The following is a 19,438-nucleotide window of genomic DNA, read 5'->3' as shown; positions in this document are numbered from 1 at the left end:
TTCGTATAAGCCCTTGATGAAAGAACGGTAACGGATTCGCCGGCTTGCTTATTCCGTCCGGAACGCCCTATGATCCGCGCTTCGACGAATCCAGCGGGGCAATGACAATGGCGAAGTGGCAACGGGCGGCAGCGGCGGCATTCATGGCGCTGGCAGCGATTTCGATGGCCGCGGTGGCTCATGCGGCAGGCGAGGCGGCGTCGGGTTCGGCAAGCTCGATCAGCAAGCCAGTAAGCAAGCCCACAGGTACGCCGATCCAGCTGGCGCTGATCGAAGGCATGTCCGGTCCCTTCGCGAACGCGGGTGCGGCAGTGGAGCGCAATCTGCGCTTCGGCGTCGAACAGGTGAATGCGCAAGGTGGCGTGAAGCTCGCCGACGGCGCGCATCCGCTCGAACTGGTCGTGCTCGACAGCAAGGGCAGTACCGAAGAGGCGCTGGTGCAACTGCGCGCCGCCGCCGACCGCCATATCGGCTACGTCATGCAAGGTAACAGCTCGGCAGTGGCGGCCGCGCTGATCGGCGCAATCGACAAGCAGAACAGCCGCGAGCCGGGCAACCGCGAACTGTTCCTCAATTATTCCGCCGACGATCCCGCCCTCACCAATGCCAATTGCAGTTTCTGGCACTTTCGCTTCGACGCGCACGCCGGCATGCGCATGGATGCGCTGGTCGATGTGATCCAGCGCGACAAAGCGGTCAAGAAGGTTTACCTGCTGAACCAGGACTACAGCTTCGGCCATGATGTCAGCAGTCTCGCGCGTTCGACGTTGGCGACCAAGCGTCCGGATATTGCGGTTGTCGGCGACGAATTTCATCCGATTGGCCGCGTGAAGGACTTTGCGCCGTACATCGCCAAGATCCGCGCGAGCGGCGCGGACGCGGTCATCACCGGCAACTGGGGCAACGATTTGACGCTTCTGGTCAAGGCGGCGCGTGAACAGGGCCTCGATACCCGGTTTTACACTTTCTATGGCAACAGTCTTGGCGCGCCTGCGGCGCTGGGTGACGCCGGTGTCAAACACGTGATCGCGGTAGCCGACTGGCACCCGAACGCCGGCGGGGCAGCCTCCGACGCGTGGTACGCCGCGTTTCGCGCCCGTTTCCCGGCCGCCCAGGACGATTATCCGGTCCTGCGCATGCCGTTGATGATCGAAACCCTGGCCGCGGCGATGAATCGCGTCGGGAGCGCCGACCCGATAGCCGTCGCCCGGGCCTTGGAGGGCATCAAGTTCGACAACGGCTTTCACGCGTCGTGGATGCGGGCCGATGACCATCAACTGATCCAGCCCCTTTACGTGATGGAGATGGACAAGGCCGGCACGCCGGGCGTCAAGTTCGACAACGAAGGTTCAGGCTATGGTTTCCGCACGGTGCTGGCGTTGCCGCCCGAGCGGACTGTGCCCTCGACCGTGTGCAGGATGAAACGGCCTTGAATGAAACGGCCCGAAAGCGGACCCTTGGGCACACGCGAGTCGCCCGGCGCAGCAGGGTTCGCGGCCGGATTGGGCTGTGCTACAATACGCGTCCCGTTGTGAGGCATGGCTAAAACTATGCATACACGGGTAACCCACGGCACGGCCTTTCTTCCGTGACCGCCTGTCTAGTTCTTAAGGAAATCGACATGTCCGCAGTTGAAACAAGCAAGAAGTCCGAAGTCGTTGCGCAATTCGCACGCGCAGCTAACGACACCGGCTCCCCCGAAGTTCAGGTCGCGCTGCTCACGACCCGCATCAACGAACTGACCGTTCACTTCAAGGCCCACACGAAGGACCATCACAGCCGCCGCGGTCTGCTGCGCATGGTGAGCCGCCGTCGTAAGCTGCTCGACTACCTGAAGGGTAAGGACGCGGATCGTTACCGCGCACTGATCGAGAAGCTGGGTCTGCGTAAGTAATCGGCCAGTCGTTCAGCAAGATGCCTGTGTCAGTTCCACTGATACAGGCATTTTGTTTTTGCACGGTGCGCTTCATGTGACGCGCACTGCCTGAAGGCCGCGGTAGCGTGACGGTTCATGCGGCGGCTAGCAGGAAAACAGCAGTAAAAAAAGCAGTAAAAAACAGAAATACGGCCGGGCTTCAGGGCAGAGCTTTGTGTCATTCCAGCGGTTCGCGCGCGTACTCGACGTAGGGCGTGGTTCTCTGGAATGGCATAACACTACTCTCCCCATGCGGCGCCGGTCCTGGCGTTGCCGCGCCGCTTCTGGTCCGCGCGGCATTACGAAGAGGAAAAGCAATGACTATGTTCAATAAGATCGTCAAAGAATTTCAGTGGGGACAGCATAAGGTCCGCCTCGAAACGGGCGAAGTCGCTCGTCAGGCAAGCGGTGCGGTGATCGTCGACGTCGAAGACACCGTTGTGCTGGCTACCGTGGTCGGCGCAAAGACCGCCAAGCCGGGCCAGGACTTCTTCCCGCTGACCGTCGATTACCTCGAAAAGACCTACGCCGCCGGCAAGATCCCGGGTGGCTTCTTCCGCCGTGAAGGCCGTCCGTCGGAAGGCGAAACGCTGATCTCGCGCCTGATCGACCGTCCGCTGCGCCCGCTGTTCCCGGAAGGCTTCTATAACGAAGTCCAGGTCGTGATCCACGTCCTGTCGCTGAACCCGGAAATCCCCGCTGACATCCCCGCGCTGATCGGCGCGTCGGCGGCGCTGGCCGTGTCCGGTCTGCCGTTCAACGGCCCGGTCGGCGCAGCACGCGTGGCTTACATCAACAACGAATACGTGTTGAACCCGACGCGCCCGCAAATGAAGGAATCGGCGCTCGACCTGATCGTCGCCGGTACGGAACGCGCGGTGCTGATGGTGGAGTCGGAAGCGCAACAGCTGACCGAAGAAGTGATGCTCGGCGCTGTCGTGTTCGGCCACGAACAAATGCAGATCGCCATCAACGCGATTCACGATCTGGTCAGCGAAGGCGGCAAGCCGGAATGGGATTGGCAGCCGGCAGCGAAGAACGAGCCGCTGATCGCGCGCGTGGCGGAACTGGCGCAAGCCGAGCTGCTCGCCGCTTATCAGATCCGCGACAAGCAAGCCCGTTCGGCCAAGCTGAAGGAAATCTACGCAGCCACGTCGAAGAAACTGGAAGAAGATGCGGCGGCGGCCGGCACGGTCGCAGCAGATAAGGCAACCGTCGGCAACGTGCTGTTCGACATCGAAGCGAAGATCGTCCGTACGCAGATCCTGAACGGCGAGCCGCGTATCGACGGCCGCGACACGCGCACGGTGCGCCCGATCGAAATCCGTACCGGCGTGCTGCCGCGTACGCACGGTTCGGCCCTGTTCACGCGTGGCGAAACGCAGGCGCTGGTTGTCGCAACGCTCGGTACGAAGGGCGACGAGCAGAACATCGACGCGCTCGAAGGCGAGTACCGCGAACGCTTCATGCTCCACTACAACATGCCTCCGTTCGCGACCGGCGAAACGGGCCGCGTCGGTTCGCCGAAGCGCCGTGAAATCGGTCACGGCCGTCTGGCCAAGCGCGCGCTGGCTGCGTGCCTGCCGAGCGCCGACGAATTCGGCTATTCGATTCGCGTCGTGTCGGAAATCACCGAATCGAACGGTTCCTCGTCGATGGCTTCGGTGTGCGGCGGCTGCCTCGCACTGATGGACGCTGGCGTGCCGATGAAGGCGCACGTCGCCGGCATCGCGATGGGCCTGATTCTGGAAGACAACAAGTTTGCCGTGCTGACCGACATCCTCGGCGACGAAGATCACCTCGGCGACATGGACTTCAAGGTGGCGGGTACGGAGCAAGGCGTGACCGCGCTGCAGATGGACATCAAAATCCAGGGCATTACCAAGGAAATCATGCAGGTCGCCCTCGCGCAAGCGAAGGAAGGCCGTATGCACATCCTCGGCAAGATGACCTCGGCGGTGTCGGGCGCGAACACGGTGCTGTCGGACTACGCACCGCGCATGATCACCATCAAGATCAATCCGGAAAAGATCCGCGACGTGATCGGCAAGGGTGGTTCGGTGATCCGCGCATTGACCGAAGAAACCGGCACGACGATCGATATTTCGGACGACGGCGTCGTCACCATCGCCAGCACCAGCAGCGAAGGGATGGCCGAAGCGAAGAAGCGTATCGAGAACATCACGCTGGAAGTCGAAGTGGGCCAGGTGTACGAAGGTACCGTGCTCAAGCTGCTCGATTTCGGCGCGATCGTGAACATTCTGCCGGGTAAAGATGGTCTGCTGCACATCTCCGAAATCGCCAACGAGCGTATCAAGGACATCAACGACTACCTGAAGGACGGCCAGCAAGTTAAGGTCAAGGTCATCCAGACGGACGAAAAGGGCCGCGTGCGTTTGTCGGCCAAGGCGTTGCTGAACGAAGGCGCGAATGGCGCAAGCGGCGCGCCGCAAGGCGAGCCGACGCCGCAGTAATGCGGTAGCGGGACGACGGCCGGCAGCGTGAATGCGCTCCGGCCGTTTTTCATGAAGCGTGCAGGGTGGATTGCGTTGCAGGTCGCTGCAAACGGACATAAGCGGGTACTCTGTTTGCATGGAGCGTTTCGTTGGAGCGGGGCGATTCGTGTCCGCCAATCCCTTGAGGGACTTCCTTCGGGGCGCCGGTATGCAACGCAATCCAATCTTGGAGTTGACGCAGATGAAAGCGATCGAAATCACCGAATTCGGAGCACCGGAAGTCCTGAAGCTGGCGGAGCGGCCCACGCCGCAGCCGAAAGCGGGTGAGGTGCTGATCAAGGTGGCGGCTTCGGGCATCAACCGGCCGGACGTGTTTCAGCGCAAAGGCGGCTATGCGCCGCCGCCGGGCGCCTCGGATCTGCCGGGGCTGGAAGTGGCCGGGGAGATTGTCGGCGGCAGCATCGACGCGAAGAACAATCCGTTCGGTTTGAAGGTGGGTGACCGCGTGTGTGCGTTGCTTGCGGGCGGTGGTTACGCGGAATACGCGACCGCGCCGCTGTTGCAGTGCCTGCCGGTGCCCGCCGGCTTGTCGGATGTCGAGGCGGCTTCGCTGCCGGAAACATTCTTCACGGTATGGAGCAATGTGTTCGACCGTGCGCAACTCGGCAAGGGCGAAGGCGCACCGAACGAGACGCTGCTGGTGCAGGGTGGCTCGAGCGGTATCGGCGTGACGGCGATCCAGATCGCGCATGCACTGGGCTTTCGTGTGTTTGCCACGGCTGGATCGGACGAAAAGTGCCGCGCGTGTGAAGCGCTCGGCGCCGAACGTGCGGTCAACTACAAGACTGAGGATTTCGTCGAAGTCATCAAGTCGCTGACGAACGACCGTGGCGTCGACGTCATCCTCGACATGGTGGCTGGTAGCTATGTGCCGCGTGAGTTGACCGCGCTGGCCGACGGCGGCCGCATCGTGCTGATCGCGTTGCTGGGCGGCGCGAAGGCAGAGCTGAATCTGAACGAAGTGCTGCGCCGCCGCTTGACGGTAACGGGTTCCACGTTGCGTCCCCGGCCGATCGAGTTCAAGGCGAAGATCGCCGCGCAATTGAAAGAGCGCGTGTGGCCGCATCTAGAAGGCGGCCGCATCAAGCCGGTGGTGCATCGTGTGTTTCCGGCCGCGCAAGCAGCCGAAGCGCATGCGTTGATGGAAAGCAGCACGCACGTCGGCAAGATCGTGCTGACTTGGGGTCAGGATGCTTGACACGGACGGTTTGAGAGGGTCGGGTTGACATGGGCAGTTTGACCCGATCCACCCCACGCAGTAAAATTGCGCGTTTTGCGCACGCCGCATGAATCCGAAAGGCGGGCTGTAAGCGCAAACCAAGTCCGCCGCCAATTCAAGAAGACGAGACGACGAGACGATGTCGAAACAACGAGCCAAGCTGGTAGTCGGTAACTGGAAGATGCACGGGCGCCTCGCCGAAAACGCAGCGTTGCTGCAGGCGGTGGCGCAAGGCGCGAGTGAATTGCCGGCTGATGTGCGCGTGGGTGTCTGTGTGCCGTGCCCTTATCTCGCGCAGACTCAATCGTTGCTGGCAGGCAGCCGGGTCGTGTGGGGTGTGCAGGACGTCTCGGCGTTTACGCAGGGAGCCTATACCGGCGAAGTGGCAGCGCAGATGGTGGTCGATTTCGGCGCCACGCTTGCGATCGTTGGGCACTCGGAACGTCGTGCCTACCATCGTGAAAGCGCGGAGTTGGTGGCGGTGAAGACGCAGCGCGCGCTGGAAGCGGGCTTGACCCCGATTGTGTGTGTCGGCGAAACGCTCGAGGAGCGCGAGGCCGGCTCGACGGAGCAGGTGGTCGGCATGCAACTGGATGAGGTGCTGGCGAAGCTGTCGGTGGAAGAAGCGGCACGCATCGTTGTTGCATACGAGCCGGTCTGGGCGATCGGTACCGGCAAGAGCGCCACGTCGGATCAGGCGCAAGCCGTGCATGCGTTCCTGCGCTCGCGTCTGGCGGCAAAGGGCGCGGCGGTGGCGGATGTGCCGTTGTTGTACGGCGGCAGTGTAAAGCCGGAGAACGCGGAAGAATTGTTCCGCGAGCCGGATATCGACGGCGGCCTGATCGGCGGCGCGTCGTTGAAAGACCAGGATTTCCTGGCGATCTGCAAGGCGGCCGGCGCGACCGGCGTCGCCAGTTAAGCAGGGCGCCTCGGCGAGGATGACCCAATCCCGCGCGGCACACTTTGTGTGGCGCGGTTAAATAAAGACTCAGGTGAGTGTGATGCTGTATTTGAAAACATTGATTATCGTCGTTCAGCTGTTGTCGGCACTCGGGGTGATCGGCCTCGTTTTGTTGCAACACGGCAAAGGCGCCGATATGGGCGCTGCTTTCGGTAGCGGCGCGTCGGGTAGCCTGTTTGGCGCGACCGGTTCGGCAAACTTTTTGTCGCGTACCACAGCCGTCCTCGCAGCCGTGTTTTTCGTCACTACGTTGACGCTCACGTACCTCGGTGCGTATCGTGCGAAACCGTCCGCAGGCTTGCTGGGTGCGGCTGTGACTGCGCCTGTCGCGGCTTCTGCTGCGTCCGCGCCTGCCGGTGGCTCGGCAGTATTGCCGGCATCGGCCGCATCCGTCCCCGCTACAGACGTGCCGAAATAAATTTTCGTTCAAAGTGCTTTTGTGCGTTGAACAAACTGTTTAGACAAGTTACAATCTAAGTCTTGAAGCGATTCGCGGGTTTTATAAGTTGTTTTCCCGGATTGCAGTTAGTGCCGACGTGGTGAAATTGGTAGACACGCTATCTTGAGGGGGTAGTGGCGAAAGCTGTGCGAGTTCGAGTCTCGCCGTCGGCACCAAATGTTATCTAAATGCCAGCCGCTTGCTTCGCTTCGGCTGGCATTTTCACTTCTGACGCGCGGCTTGCGTTGGGCTTGCGGCATGTGCGTTGCCGAAGTGATTTCGCGTCAGGAGTGCTATGCTCTTGGCGGCATTCAGAACCAACCGAAAGAGGATAGTCTTGAACCTCGCAGCCTATTTCCCCGTCTTGTTGTTCCTCATTGTGGGCACCGGTTTAGGCGTAGCACTGGTCAGCATCGGCAAGATCCTCGGTCCCAACAAGCCCGATACCGAGAAAAACGCACCATACGAGTGCGGCTTCGAAGCATTCGAAGATGCGCGCATGAAGTTCGATGTGCGCTACTACCTCGTCGCCATTCTCTTCATCATTTTCGACCTTGAAACCGCGTTCCTGTTTCCGTGGGGTGTGGCCCTGCGCGACATCGGCTGGCCTGGCTTCATGGCGATGATGATTTTCCTGCTCGAGTTCCTGTTGGGCTTCGCCTATATCTGGAAGAAGGGCGGCCTCGACTGGGAATGATGGATTAATCGCCGGTTTGCGTGGGTGGCCAAGGCTTGCCGCCCCGTCTGGAGTGGAAAGCAAATGAGTATCGAAGGGGTCTTGAAAGAAGGGTTTGTCACCACGACGGCAGACAAACTGATCAACTGGACGCGCACCGGGTCGTTGTGGCCGATGACGTTCGGGCTCGCGTGTTGCGCGGTCGAGATGATGCATGCGGGCGCTGCCCGTTATGACCTTGACCGCTTCGGCGTGGTGTTTCGTCCGAGTCCGCGTCAGTCGGACGTGATGATCGTCGCCGGCACGCTGTGCAACAAGATGGCGCCGGCTCTGCGCAAGGTCTACGACCAGATGGCCGAGCCGCGCTGGGTGATTTCGATGGGCTCGTGCGCGAACGGCGGCGGCTACTACCACTATTCCTATTCGGTAGTGCGCGGCTGCGATCGGATCGTGCCGGTCGACGTCTATGTGCCGGGTTGCCCGCCCACCGCGGAAGCGCTGGTGTACGGCGTGATCCAGTTGCAGGCCAAGATTCGCCGCACCAATACAATCGCCCGTCAATAAGGCCAACGCCTCTCCCACAATATGGCAAGCAAACTCGAGACCCTGAAAGCGAACCTCGAGGCGGCCTTTGGCGGCCTCCTGCTGAGCACCACCGAGGCAATCGGTGAGCTGACGATCGTCGTGAAGGCGAGCGACTACATCAATGTGGCAACGCGTCTGCGCGACGACCGCTCGCTCGGCTTCGAGCAGCTGGTCGATCTGTGCGGTGTTGACTATCAGACCTACGCCGATGGCGCATACGACGGCCCACGTTTCGCGGCCGTCCTGCATTTGTTGTCGGTGCAGAACAACTGGCGCCTGCGTCTGCGGGTGTTCGCGCCGGACGACGAAGTGCCGATCGTAGCCTCGGTCGTCGATATCTGGAGTTCGGCCAACTGGTACGAGCGCGAAGCATTCGACCTGTACGGCATCGTCTTCGAAGGCCACCCGGACTTGCGCCGCATCCTGACCGATTACGGTTTCATTGGTCACCCGTTCCGTAAAGATTTCCCTGTCTCCGGTTATGTCGAAATGCGTTACGACCCGGAAGAGAAGCGCGTCGTCTATCAGCCTGTGACGATCGAGCCGCGGGAAATCACGCCGCGCGTGATCCGCGAGGATCGCTATGGCGGTCTGAAACACTAAGAGAACGCCATGGCAGAGATCAAGAACTACACGCTCAACTTCGGCCCTCAGCATCCGGCAGCGCACGGTGTGCTGCGCCTCGTGCTCGAACTCGACGGCGAAGTTATTCAGCGCGCCGATCCGCACATCGGTCTGCTGCATCGCGCGACTGAAAAACTCGCGGAAACCAAAACGTTTATCCAGTCCGTGCCGTACATGGACCGCCTCGACTACGTGTCGATGATGGTCAACGAGCACGGCTACGTGATGGCGATTGAAAAGCTGCTCGGCATCGAAGTGCCGATTCGCGCGCAGTACATCCGCGTGATGTTCGACGAAGTCACGCGGGTGCTGAACCACCTGATGTGGATCGGTGCACATGCGCTCGACGTCGGCGCGATGGCGGTGTTTCTGTATGCGTTCCGCGAGCGCGAAGACCTGATGGACGTGTACGAAGCGGTGTCCGGCGCACGGATGCACGCGGCTTACTATCGTCCGGGCGGCGTGTACCGCGATCTGCCTGACGCAATGCCGCAATACAAGGCATCCAAGATTCGCAATGCGAAGGCGTTGTCGAGGATGAACGAGAACCGTCAGGGTTCGCTGCTCGACTTCATCGACGATTTCTTTACGCGTTTCCCCAAGTGCGTCGACGAATACGAAACGCTGCTCACCGACAACCGGATCTGGAAGCAACGTCTGGTCGGTATCGGCGTGGTCAGCCCCGAACGGGCGCTGAACCTCGGTATGACCGGCGCGATGTTGCGCGGCTCGGGTATCGAGTGGGATCTGCGCAAGAAGCAGCCGTACGAAGTCTACGACAAGATGGATTTCGACATTCCGGTCGGCGTTAATGGCGATTGTTATGACCGGTATCTAGTTCGCGTCGAAGAAATGCGCCAGTCCACGCGGATTGTGAAACAGTGCATTGAGTGGTTGCGTAAGAATCCTGGTCCAGTGATGGTCGACAATCACAAGGTTGCGCCGCCGTCACGCGTTGGCATGAAGTCGAACATGGAAGAGTTGATTCACCACTTCAAGCTCTTCACCGAAGGCTTCCACGTACCGGAAGGCGAAGCGTACGCGGCCGTCGAGCATCCGAAGGGCGAGTTCGGTATCTACCTGATCTCCGACGGCGCGAACAAGCCGTATCGCCTGAAGATTCGCGCACCGGGCTACGCGCACCTGTCCACGCTTGACGAAATGGCGCGCGGTCACATGATCGCCGACGCTGTGACGATCATCGGTACGCAGGACATCGTGTTCGGCGAAGTGGATCGCTAGGACGTATTCATCGCCGCGTGTCTTCAGATTGCACCGAAGCGCGCGTCAAGCAAAGGAACGCCGGGTCTGTCGCAACATGCAGCGCGCGACGGGTTTTCGTTCGGTAGGAATTGAAAGAGTCGTGTCTGAAAATGATCTCAGCTGAAGGCCTGAAAGAAATCGATCGTGCGATCGCGAAGTATCCCGCCGATCAGAAACAGTCCGCCGTGATGTCGGCGCTGGCTACTGCTCAGGAAGAGCATGGCTGGCTGTCGCCCGAACTCATGCAGTTCGTCGCGGACTATCTCGGCATGCCGGCAGTCGCCGTGCAGGAGGTGGCTACCTTCTACACGATGTACGAGACCTCGCCGGTCGGCAAGTACAAGATCACGCTCTGCACGAACCTGCCGTGCCAACTCGGCCCGGACGGCGGCTCCGACAGCGCCGCTGAATATCTGAAGCAGAAGCTCGGCATCGACTTCGGCGAAACCACGGCTGACGGCAAGTTCACCTTGAAAGAAGGTGAGTGCATGGGCTCGTGCGGCGATGCGCCGGTGATGCTGGTGAACAACCATCGCATGTGCAGCTTCATGAGCCGCGCGAAGATCGACCAGCTGCTCGAGGAACTTTCGAAATGACGTCTTTACACGATCGTCACATCAAACCGCTGATTCTCGCTGGCCTGAACGGCGACAACTGGCATCTCGAAGACTATGTGGCGCGCGGCGGTTACGCCCAGCTGCGCCGCATTCTGGAAGAAAAGATTCCGCCCGAACAGGTGATCGCCGACGTCAAGGCGTCGGGTCTGCGCGGCCGTGGCGGTGCGGGTTTCCCGACTGGCCTGAAGTGGAGCTTCATGCCGCGTCAGTTCCCGGGGCAGAAGTACCTCGTTTGCAATTCGGACGAAGGAGAACCGGGCACGTTCAAGGATCGCGACATCCTGCGCTTCAATCCGCATTCGCTGATTGAAGGCATGGCCATTGGCGCGTACGCGATGGGCATCACGGTCGGCTACAACTATATCCACGGCGAAATCTGGGAAGTCTACAAGCGCTTTGAACAAGCGTTAGACGAAGCCCGCCGCGCCGGATTCCTCGGCGACAACATCATGGGTTCGGGCTTCTCGTTCGAACTGCATGCGCATCATGGCTACGGCGCCTACATTTGCGGCGAAGAAACCGCGCTGCTCGAGTCGCTCGAAGGCAAGAAAGGCCAGCCGCGCTTCAAGCCGCCGTTCCCGGCGAGCTTCGGCGTCTATGGCAAGCCGACCACGATCAACAACACCGAGACGTTCGCCGCGGTGCCGTTCCTGCTCGCGATCGGTCCGCAGAATTACCTCGAAATCGGCAAGCCGAACAACGGCGGCACGAAGATATTCTCGGTCGCAGGCGACGTCGAGCGTCCGGGCAACTATGAAATTCCGCTCGGCACCCCGTTCGCGACGCTGATGGAACTGGCCGGCGGCATGCGCGGCGGCAAGAAGATCAAGGCTGTGATTCCTGGCGGCTCGTCGGCACCGGTGATCCCGGGCGAAATGATGATGCATACCGACATGGACTACGACTCGATCGCCAAGGCTGGCTCGATGCTCGGTTCGGGCGCGGTCATCGTGATGGACGAAACCCGTTGCATGGTGCGTTCGCTGCTGCGTCTGTCGTATTTCTATTACGAAGAGTCGTGCGGTCAGTGCACGCCATGCCGCGAAGGCACCGGCTGGCTGTATCGCGTCGTGCATCGTATTGAACACGGCCTCGGCCGTCCGGAAGATCTGGATCTGCTGAACTCGGTTGCCGAGAACATCATGGGCCGCACGATTTGCGCGCTCGGCGATGCGGCGGCCATGCCGGTTCGCGGCATGCTCAAGCACTACTGGGACGAATTCGAATACCACGTCGCTCACAAGCATTGCCTCGTCGGCGGTCACGCCGGTGCGGCTGCGGCGTCGGAAACAGTGGCTGCTTGAGTGCCCAGATAAGTACGCTAAATAGCGCACCAGAACACATCATCCGCGGGATTCACCGCCTGAAATGGGCGATGAACAGGGCGAACGATTGAGCGGTAACAGGTTAAGGAAGATTGACCATCATGGTTGAACTTGAAATAGACGGCAAGAAAGTAGAGGTGCCTGAAGGCAGCATGGTGATCCAGGCTGCGCATAAGGTCGACACGTATATTCCTCACTTCTGCTATCACAAGAAGCTGTCGATTGCGGCCAACTGCCGGATGTGTCTGGTCGATGTCGAAAAGATGCCGAAGGCCGTGCCTGCATGCGCCACGCCGGTGTCGGCGGGCATGATCGTGCGCACCAAGTCCGATAAGGCAGTGAAGGGTCAGCAAGCCGTGATGGAATTTCTGCTGATCAACCACCCGCTGGATTGCCCGATCTGCGATCAGGGCGGCGAGTGTCAGTTGCAGGATCTGGCCGTGGGCTACGGCAAGTCGGCGTCGCGCTATAGCGAAGAAAAGCGCGTGGTGTTCCACAAGAACGTCGGCCCGCTGATCTCGATGGAAGAAATGTCGCGTTGCATCCACTGCACGCGTTGTGTCCGCTTCGGCCAGGAAGTCGCCGGCGTGATGGAGCTCGGCATGCTGGGCCGCGGCGAGCATTCGGAAATCACGTCGTTCGTCGGCAAGACGGTGGATTCGGAACTGTCGGGCAACATGATCGATCTGTGCCCGGTCGGCGCGCTGACCAGCAAGCCATTCCGTTACAGCGCCCGCACGTGGGAGCTGTCGCGCCGCAAGTCGGTGAGCCCGCACGATTCCGTCGGCGCGAACCTCGTGGTGCAAGTCAAGAACAACCGCGTGATGCGTGTTCTGCCGTTCGAAAACGAATCCATCAACGAATGCTGGATTTCGGACAAGGACCGCTTCTCGTACGAAAGCCTGAACAGCCCGGAACGTCTCACGCAGCCGATGCTCAAGCAAGGCGGCAAGTGGGTCGAGACCGACTGGCAAAGCGCACTTGAATACGTGGTCAAGGGACTGAAGGGTATCAAGGGCGACCATGGCGCGAACGCGCTGGCCGCTCTCGGCAGCGTCCACAGCACCGTCGAAGAACTGTTCCTGTTGAAGCAACTGGCGAGCGCGGTCGGCACGCCGAACGTCGACTTCCGTCTGCGTCAGTCGGACTTCTCCGCTCCGCTCAACGGTGCGCCGTGGCTCGGCACGACGATCGCCGATCTGTCGAATGTCGACGCCGCATTGGTAATTGGTTCGGATTTGCGCCGCGATCATCCGCTGTTCGCCGCGCGTCTGCGTCAAGCCGCCAAGAGCGGCACGAAGCTCACGCTCGTGCAAGCCACGAACGACGACGCGATGATTCCGCAGGCGCAACGCGTGGTTGCCGCACCGTCGGCATGGCTCGACGCGTTGGCAGGCATCGCTGGCGCGGTCTCGGAAGCGAACGGTGTAGCACTGCCGGAAGCCTTTGCCGGCACGCAACCGACAGACGCTAACAAACAGGTTGCGAAGTCGCTCGCCACCGGCGAACACCGCGTGGTGTTGCTCGGCAACGGCGCGGTCCGTCATCCGGATTTCACCCTGATTCACGCAGCGGCGCAATGGATCGCAGAGGCGACCGGTGCAACGCTGGGTTTCCTCACGGAAGGCGCCAACACGGTCGGCGCGCATCTCGTGAACGCATTGCCGGGCGAGGGTGGCCTGAATGCTCGCGAAGTGTTCGAACAACCGCGCAAGGGTTATGTGCTGCTGAACGTCGAACCCGAGTTCGACACGGCCAATCCGGCGCAGGCTTTGGCCGCGCTAAACCAGGCTGAAATGGTTGTCGTGATGTCGCCGTTCCAGACGGGCGCTGATTACGCAGACGTGCTGCTGCCGATCGCACCGTTCACGGAAACGGCCGGCACGTTCGTCAACGCCGAAGGGACGGTGCAGACGTTCAACGGCGTCGTGCGTCCGCTCGGCGACACGCGTCCGGCATGGAAGGTGTTGCGCGTGCTGGGCAGCCTGCTCGGCGCGCCGGGCTTCGAATTCGACACGTCGGAAGAAGTGCGCACGGCAGCCCTCGGCGATGGCGAGTTGACGTCGCGTCTGTCGAACAGGACGGGCGTCGCGGTTGCACGCGGCAAGGCAGCGAAGGCGGCGGAAGGCAAGTTCGAGCGTATCGCCGACGTGCCGATCTACCACGCCGACTCGCTGGTGCGTCGCGCTGAGTCGCTGCATCTGACGGCGGCGGCACGCGCAGCGAATTCGGCCGGCCTGCCGGCTGGGCTGTTCGACAAACTGGGTTTGAAGGAAGGCGACGCAGTGCGCGTGCGCCAGGGCGAGCAATCGGTGCAGTTGCCGGCCGTGCGCGACGCGAATCTTGCGGAGACAGTCGTCCGCGTATCGGCGGCTACGCCTGCCGGTGCAGCGCTGGGCAGCCTGTTCGGTGAACTGCTGGTGGAGAAGGCGTAAATGAGCTTGTTCGATACGATCAACTCGGGCGGCACCCAGCTTCTCGGTGTGGCATGGCCCACGGTGTGGGCACTGGTACGCATCCTGGTGGTGGCCGTCGTGATCCTGCTGTGCGTGGCTTACCTGATTCTGTGGGAGCGTAAGCTGATCGGCTGGATGCACGTGCGTCTGGGTCCGAACCGCGTCGGCCCCGCAGGTTTGCTGCAGCCGATCGCCGACGTGCTGAAGTTGTTGCTGAAAGAAGTGATTCAACCGGCCCAGGCTAGCCGCTGGATCTACATGATTGCGCCGATCATGGTGGTGGTGCCGGCCTTCGCGGTCTGGGCGGTGATTCCGTTCCAGGCGGGTGCGGTGCTCGGCGACATCAACGCGGGTCTGTTGTATGCGATCGCGATTTCGTCGGTTGGCGTGTACGGCGTGATCCTGGCCGGCTGGGCGTCGAATTCGAAGTACGCATTCCTCGGCGCCATGCGCGCCGCGGCGCAGATGGTCTCGTACGAAATTTCAATGGGCTTCGCGCTCGTCGTCGTGCTGATGACCGCGGGCAGCCTGAATTTGTCGGACATCGTGACTTCGCAGGAGCGCGGCATTTTCGCGGGCTACGGCTTGACCTTCCTGTCGTGGAACTGGCTGCCGCTGTTGCCGATGTTCGTCGTGTACTTTATCTCGGGCATCGCCGAAACGAACCGTCACCCGTTCGACGTGGTGGAAGGGGAGTCGGAAATCGTCGCGGGCCACATGATCGATTACTCGGGGATGGCGTTCGCGCTGTTCTTCCTCGCCGAGTACATCAACATGATCGTGATCTCGGCATTGGCTGCAACGCTGTTCCTCGGCGGCTGGAGCGCACCATTCGGCTTCCTGTCGTTTATCCCCGGCGTCTTCTGGCTGGTGCTGAAGGTTTTCTTCCTGTTGTCGGTGTTCATCTGGGCGCGTGCCACATTCCCGCGCTATCGCTATGACCAGATCATGCGTCTGGGCTGGAAGATTTTCATTCCGGTCTGCGTGGTGTGGCTGGTGGTGGTCGGCTTCTGGATCATGTCGCCGTTGAATATCTGGAAATAAAGGGCGGATGAACCCATGACCGCAATCCAAAACTTTTTCAAGACCTTCTTCCTGACGGAATTGCTCAAAGGCCTCGCGCTGACCGGACGTTACACGTTCCAGCGCAAGGTGACGGTGCAGTTCCCTGAAGAGAAGACTCCGATTTCGCCACGTTTCCGCGGGCTGCATGCGCTGCGCCGCTATGAAAACGGCGAAGAACGCTGCATCGCCTGCAAGCTGTGCGAAGCGGTGTGCCCGGCGCTCGCCATCACGATCGAATCGGAAACCCGTGCGGACAATACGCGCCGCACGACGCGCTACGACATCGACCTGACCAAGTGCATCTTCTGCGGTTTCTGCGAAGAAAGCTGTCCGGTCGATTCGATTGTCGAGACGCACATTCTCGAATATCACGGCGAAAAGCGCGGCGACCTGTATTTCACGAAAGACATGCTGCTGGCCGTGGGCGATCGCTACGAAGCGGAGATCGCCGCGAACAAGGCAGCCGACGCACCGTATCGTTGAAGCGCTTCTGTTAAAGCGGTAAATGCGGCAGTAAATGCAGCAGTAACACGGCCTGTTGTCGGGCCGAGCGCCGCGGCCTGAGCGCCGCGGCACGGCGCACCTGTGCGGTTGTTCTGGCGGTTTCGGCCGCTTTTGCCCGCCACGTGCCAAAGAACAATGCCTGACGATGGCCTAACGATGAACCGGTAATCATGGAATTCACGACCGTACTGTTCTACATCTTCGCGCTGCTCCTGGTGGTTTCAGGGCTGAAGGTGATCACCTCGCGTAACCCGGTTTCGTCCGCACTGTTTCTAGTGCTGGCGTTCTTCAACGCAGCCGCGATCTGGATGCTGCTACAGGCCGAGTTCCTCGCGATCCTGCTGGTGCTGGTGTATGTCGGCGCGGTGATGGTGCTGTTCCTGTTCGTCGTGATGATGCTGGACATCAACATCGACGTGCTGCGCAAAGACTTCAAACGCTTTGTGCCAATGGCCACGGTGGTGGGTGCGATCATCGTGATCGAAACCGCACTGATCCTGTGGCACGGCTACGGCGCGACCGCCACGGCACTGCGTGACACCACGGCTGCCGCGAACGGTATGGCCGACTGGTCGAACACCCGCCTGATCGGCAAGATCATCTACACCGACTACATCTTCGCCTTCGAAGTCGCGGGCCTCGTGCTGCTGGTGGCGATCATCGCGGCGATTGCGCTGACCACGAGCCACAAGAAAGATAGCAAGCGCCAGAACGTCAGCGAGCAGGTCAAGGTACGTGCTCAAGACCGCGTGCGCATCGTGAAGATGGCATCAGAAAAGACCGCGGCGACCGTCGCGGCGGAAGAAGCCGCCGCAGCGGCAGCAGCGGCCGACTCGGCACCCGCTAAGAACAGCTGAGCGGACAGGAGATAGAAATCATGTTGACCCTTGCTCATTACCTTGTCCTCGGCGCGATCCTGTTTGCGATCAGCATCGTCGGCATTTTCCTGAACCGTCGCAACGTCATCATCATCCTGATGGCGATCGAACTGATGCTGCTGGCGGTGAACACCAATTTTGTCGCGTTCTCGCATTATCTCGGCGACGTGCATGGCCAGATCTTCGTCTTCTTCGTGCTGACGGTTGCAGCGGCGGAAGCGGCGATCGGCCTCGCAATTCTGGTGACCCTGTTCCGTAGTCTCGACACGATCAATGTCGAGGATCTCGATCAGCTCAAAGGTTAATTTCAGGTAAAGCGGCTATGTCAACGATACTCAATGAAAACCTGCTGCTGGCGATCCCGCTGGCACCGCTGGCCGGCTGCCTGATTGCGGGGCTGTTCGGGAAGGCGGTAGGGCGAGCCGGTGCGCATTCGGTCACGATCCTCGGCGTCGCGATCTCCTTCATCCTTTCGGCCATCGTGTTTTTCGACGTGCTGAACGGCGCGAGCTTCAACGCGACCGTTTATGAATGGATGACGATCGGCAAGACGAAGTTCGAGATCGGTTTCCTGGTCGACTCGCTGACGGCGATGATGATGTGCGTGGTGACCTTCGTGTCGCTGATGGTGCACATCTACACGATCGGCTACATGGCCGACGACGACGGCTACCAGCGCTTCTTCTCGTACATCTCGCTGTTCACGTTCTCGATGCTGATGCTCGTGATGAGCAACAACTTCCTGCAACTGTTCTTCGGTTGGGAAGCGGTGGGTCTGGTGTCGTACCTGCTGATCGGCTTCTACTTCACGCGTCCGACGGCGATCTACGCGAACATGAAAGCGTTCATCGTGAACCGTATCGGCGACTTCGGGTTCCTGCTCGGTATCGGTCTGCTGTTCGCGTTCGCTGGTTCGATGAACTACGGTGATGTGTTCGCGAAGCGCACCGAACTCGCGGCATTGACCTTCCCGGGTACGGACTGGGGTCTGCTGACGGTCGCCTGCATTTGCCTCTTCATCGGCGCGATGGGTAAGTCGGCGCAGTTCCCGCTGCACGTCTGGCTGCCGGATTCGATGGAAGGCCCGACGCCGATTTCCGCACTGATTCACGCGGCAACCATGGTGACGGCCGGTATCTTCATGGTTACGCGCATGTCGCCGCTGTTCGAACTGTCGGATACGGCGCTGTCGTTCATCACGATCATCGGTGCGATTACAGCGTTGTTCATGGGCTTCCTCGGGATTGTCCAGAACGACATCAAGCGCGTGGTGGCTTACTCCACGCTGTCGCAGCTCGGTTACATGACGGTCGCGCTTGGCGTGTCGGCCTACCCGGTCGCCGTGTTCCACCTCACGACGCACGCGTTCTTCAAGGCACTGCTGTTCCTCGGCGCGGGTTCCGTGATCATCGGCATGCACCACGACCAGGACATGCGCAACATGGGCGGCCTGCGTAAATACATGCCGATCACGTGGATCACGTCGCTGATCGGTTCGCTGGCATTGATCGGTACGCCGTTCTTCTCGGGCTTCTACTCGAAAGATTCGATCATCGACGCAGTCAAACTGTCGCATCTGCCGGGTTCGGGTTTCGCGTACTTCGCTGTGGTGGCGAGCGTGTTCGTTACGGCGCTGTATTCGTTCCGTATGTACTTCATGGTGTTCCACGGCAAGGAGCGCTTCCGCGATCCGAAGCATCCGGATTCGCCGATGGGCATCGAAGCGGCCGCGCATGCGCATGACGGTCACGGCCATGACGCACACGGCCATGGTCACGACGACCACGCACACGAGCCGCATGAAACGCCGTGGGTGGTGTGGCTGCCGCTGGTGCTGCTGGCGATTCCGTCGGTGGTGATCGGTGCGATCGGTATCGGTCCGATGTTGTTCGGCGACTTCTTCCAGCACGGCGTGGCGTTCGACAAGGTGATTTTCATCGGCGAAAACCATCCGGCGCTGCATGAGATGGCTGAAGAATTCCAGGGCTGGGCGTCGATGGGTCTGCACTCGGTCTCGGGTCTGCCGGTTTGGCTGGCACTCGCAGGTGTGGTGGTGGCGTGGTTCCTGTACCTGGTTCGTCCCGATCTGCCGGCTGTCATCAAGCGCGCGGCGGGTCCGATCTACACGCTGCTCGACAACAAGTACTACATGGACAAGATCAATGACGTCGTGTTTGCGCGGGGCGCTGTGGCGATTGGCCGTGGTCTCTGGAAGGAAGGCGACGTCGTGGTTATCGACGGTATCGTCAACGGTAGCGCACGCTTTATTGGCTGGTTTGCCGGCGTGATCCGCTTCCTCCAATCCGGCTATATCTACCACTACGCGTTTGCCATGATTATCGGCATGTTGGGGCTCCTGACCCTGTTTGTAACGCTCGGCGGCAAATAAGGCGAG

At 60.6% G+C, this 19,438-nt stretch carries 18 protein-coding genes and 1 tRNA gene; all 19 read left to right on the top strand.

What is annotated here, in order from left to right:
• Nucleotides 1-101: 101 nt before the first annotated feature.
• The 19 genes from PQR53_RS10690 (at nucleotide 102) to nuoL (ending at nucleotide 19,432) form a co-directional block, all read left to right on the top strand.
• Complete coding sequence (locus PQR53_RS10690; protein ID WP_408453574.1) at nucleotides 102-1,433, top strand: branched-chain amino acid ABC transporter substrate-binding protein; 1,332 nt, start codon at nucleotides 102-104, stop codon at nucleotides 1,431-1,433.
• Nucleotides 1,434-1,621: 188 nt separating this feature from the next.
• Entirely contained in the window at nucleotides 1,622-1,894 is a 273-nt protein-coding gene (gene rpsO, locus PQR53_RS10685; protein WP_011487489.1) for a 30S ribosomal protein S15, read from the top strand.
• Nucleotides 1,895-2,232: 338 nt separating this feature from the next.
• Nucleotides 2,233-4,389 carry a polyribonucleotide nucleotidyltransferase gene (gene pnp / locus PQR53_RS10680; RefSeq protein ID WP_408452910.1) on the top strand — a complete coding sequence of 719 codons (2,157 nt, stop codon included), beginning with the start codon at nucleotides 2,233-2,235 and terminating at the stop codon, nucleotides 4,387-4,389.
• A 223-nt stretch (nucleotides 4,390-4,612) separates the two neighbouring features.
• Nucleotides 4,613-5,629, top strand: coding sequence for an NAD(P)H-quinone oxidoreductase (locus tag PQR53_RS10675; protein WP_408452907.1), 1,017 nt, complete (start codon nucleotides 4,613-4,615; stop codon nucleotides 5,627-5,629).
• A 160-nt stretch (nucleotides 5,630-5,789) separates the two neighbouring features.
• Nucleotides 5,790-6,569, top strand: a complete 780-nt coding sequence (tpiA, locus tag PQR53_RS10670; RefSeq protein WP_408452905.1) for a triose-phosphate isomerase — start codon at nucleotides 5,790-5,792, stop codon at nucleotides 6,567-6,569.
• Nucleotides 6,570-6,651: 82 nt separating this feature from the next.
• Entirely contained in the window at nucleotides 6,652-7,029 is a 378-nt protein-coding gene (gene secG, locus PQR53_RS10665; protein WP_091795823.1) for a preprotein translocase subunit SecG, read from the top strand.
• A 112-nt stretch (nucleotides 7,030-7,141) separates the two neighbouring features.
• Nucleotides 7,142-7,226 (top strand) — tRNA-Leu (locus PQR53_RS10660).
• Between the two features lie 161 nt (nucleotides 7,227-7,387).
• Entirely contained in the window at nucleotides 7,388-7,747 is a 360-nt protein-coding gene (locus tag PQR53_RS10655; RefSeq protein WP_007175615.1) for an NADH-quinone oxidoreductase subunit A, read from the top strand.
• A gap of 63 nt (nucleotides 7,748-7,810) precedes the next feature.
• Entirely contained in the window at nucleotides 7,811-8,290 is a 480-nt protein-coding gene (locus PQR53_RS10650) for a NuoB/complex I 20 kDa subunit family protein (protein ID WP_006052903.1), read from the top strand.
• Between the two features lie 21 nt (nucleotides 8,291-8,311).
• Nucleotides 8,312-8,914 carry an NADH-quinone oxidoreductase subunit C gene (locus PQR53_RS10645; RefSeq protein WP_179741646.1) on the top strand — a complete coding sequence of 201 codons (603 nt, stop codon included), beginning with the start codon at nucleotides 8,312-8,314 and terminating at the stop codon, nucleotides 8,912-8,914.
• A gap of 9 nt (nucleotides 8,915-8,923) precedes the next feature.
• A complete protein-coding gene (locus tag PQR53_RS10640; protein WP_169489257.1) occupies nucleotides 8,924-10,177 on the top strand; it encodes an NADH-quinone oxidoreductase subunit D in 1,254 nt (417 codons plus the stop codon).
• Between the two features lie 131 nt (nucleotides 10,178-10,308).
• The gene (nuoE, locus tag PQR53_RS10635) at nucleotides 10,309-10,794 is read left to right on the top strand and encodes an NADH-quinone oxidoreductase subunit NuoE (protein ID WP_054034960.1); all 486 of its coding nucleotides are present in this window, start codon (nucleotides 10,309-10,311) and stop codon (nucleotides 10,792-10,794) included.
• Nucleotides 10,791-12,119, top strand: a complete 1,329-nt coding sequence (gene nuoF / locus PQR53_RS10630; RefSeq protein WP_179741648.1) for an NADH-quinone oxidoreductase subunit NuoF — start codon at nucleotides 10,791-10,793, stop codon at nucleotides 12,117-12,119. The genes nuoE and nuoF overlap by 4 nt, the downstream gene beginning before the upstream one ends.
• A gap of 122 nt (nucleotides 12,120-12,241) precedes the next feature.
• Nucleotides 12,242-14,575 (top strand): NADH-quinone oxidoreductase subunit NuoG, encoded by a 2,334-nt coding sequence (gene nuoG / locus PQR53_RS10625; protein ID WP_179741649.1) that lies wholly within the window; start codon nucleotides 12,242-12,244, stop codon nucleotides 14,573-14,575.
• On the top strand, nucleotides 14,576-15,640 hold the full coding sequence (gene nuoH, locus PQR53_RS10620; protein ID WP_179741650.1) for an NADH-quinone oxidoreductase subunit NuoH: 1,065 nt from the start codon (nucleotides 14,576-14,578) through the stop codon (nucleotides 15,638-15,640).
• A gap of 15 nt (nucleotides 15,641-15,655) precedes the next feature.
• Nucleotides 15,656-16,144, top strand: a complete 489-nt coding sequence (gene nuoI, locus PQR53_RS10615) for an NADH-quinone oxidoreductase subunit NuoI (RefSeq protein WP_012432383.1) — start codon at nucleotides 15,656-15,658, stop codon at nucleotides 16,142-16,144.
• A gap of 191 nt (nucleotides 16,145-16,335) precedes the next feature.
• Nucleotides 16,336-17,022: an NADH-quinone oxidoreductase subunit J gene (locus PQR53_RS10610; RefSeq protein ID WP_408452900.1), complete on the top strand. Its 687-nt coding sequence runs from the start codon at nucleotides 16,336-16,338 to the stop codon at nucleotides 17,020-17,022.
• 20 nt (nucleotides 17,023-17,042) lie between these two features.
• A complete protein-coding gene (nuoK, locus tag PQR53_RS10605; RefSeq protein WP_006052894.1) occupies nucleotides 17,043-17,348 on the top strand; it encodes an NADH-quinone oxidoreductase subunit NuoK in 306 nt (101 codons plus the stop codon).
• A gap of 17 nt (nucleotides 17,349-17,365) precedes the next feature.
• The gene (gene nuoL / locus PQR53_RS10600) at nucleotides 17,366-19,432 is read left to right on the top strand and encodes an NADH-quinone oxidoreductase subunit L (protein ID WP_408452897.1); all 2,067 of its coding nucleotides are present in this window, start codon (nucleotides 17,366-17,368) and stop codon (nucleotides 19,430-19,432) included.
• The last annotated feature ends 6 nt before the right edge of the window (nucleotides 19,433-19,438 follow it).

The sequence above is a fragment of the Paraburkholderia fungorum genome, assembly GCF_046027605.1.
Lineage (GTDB): Bacteria > Pseudomonadota > Gammaproteobacteria > Burkholderiales > Burkholderiaceae > Paraburkholderia > Paraburkholderia fungorum_F.
The sequence above is the reverse complement of the archived record's forward strand: the minus strand, read 5'-3'. Positions and strand labels throughout refer to the sequence as shown.

Bases quoted from the DNA above. Each gene is read 5' to 3' on its own strand.
- nuoF (WP_179741648.1), top strand. From the start codon at position 10,791: ATGACGTCTTTACACGATCGTCACATCAAACCGCTGATTCTCGCTGGC.
- PQR53_RS10675 (WP_408452907.1), top strand. From the start codon at position 4,613: ATGAAAGCGATCGAAATCACCGAATTCGGAGCACCGGAAGTCCTGAAG.
- pnp (WP_408452910.1), top strand. From the start codon at position 2,233: ATGACTATGTTCAATAAGATCGTCAAAGAATTTCAGTGGGGACAGCAT.
- PQR53_RS10645 (WP_179741646.1), top strand. From the start codon at position 8,312: ATGGCAAGCAAACTCGAGACCCTGAAAGCGAACCTCGAGGCGGCCTTT.
- PQR53_RS10640 (WP_169489257.1), top strand. From the start codon at position 8,924: ATGGCAGAGATCAAGAACTACACGCTCAACTTCGGCCCTCAGCATCCG.
- nuoI (WP_012432383.1), top strand. From the start codon at position 15,656: ATGACCGCAATCCAAAACTTTTTCAAGACCTTCTTCCTGACGGAATTG.
- nuoK (WP_006052894.1), top strand. From the start codon at position 17,043: ATGTTGACCCTTGCTCATTACCTTGTCCTCGGCGCGATCCTGTTTGCG.
- PQR53_RS10610 (WP_408452900.1), top strand. From the start codon at position 16,336: ATGGAATTCACGACCGTACTGTTCTACATCTTCGCGCTGCTCCTGGTG.
- nuoG (WP_179741649.1), top strand. From the start codon at position 12,242: ATGGTTGAACTTGAAATAGACGGCAAGAAAGTAGAGGTGCCTGAAGGC.
- PQR53_RS10650 (WP_006052903.1), top strand. From the start codon at position 7,811: ATGAGTATCGAAGGGGTCTTGAAAGAAGGGTTTGTCACCACGACGGCA.
- nuoE (WP_054034960.1), top strand. From the start codon at position 10,309: ATGATCTCAGCTGAAGGCCTGAAAGAAATCGATCGTGCGATCGCGAAG.
- nuoL (WP_408452897.1), top strand. From the start codon at position 17,366: ATGTCAACGATACTCAATGAAAACCTGCTGCTGGCGATCCCGCTGGCA.
- tpiA (WP_408452905.1), top strand. From the start codon at position 5,790: ATGTCGAAACAACGAGCCAAGCTGGTAGTCGGTAACTGGAAGATGCAC.
- PQR53_RS10690 (WP_408453574.1), top strand. From the start codon at position 102: ATGACAATGGCGAAGTGGCAACGGGCGGCAGCGGCGGCATTCATGGCG.
- nuoH (WP_179741650.1), top strand. From the start codon at position 14,576: ATGAGCTTGTTCGATACGATCAACTCGGGCGGCACCCAGCTTCTCGGT.
- secG (WP_091795823.1), top strand. From the start codon at position 6,652: ATGCTGTATTTGAAAACATTGATTATCGTCGTTCAGCTGTTGTCGGCA.
- rpsO (WP_011487489.1), top strand. From the start codon at position 1,622: ATGTCCGCAGTTGAAACAAGCAAGAAGTCCGAAGTCGTTGCGCAATTC.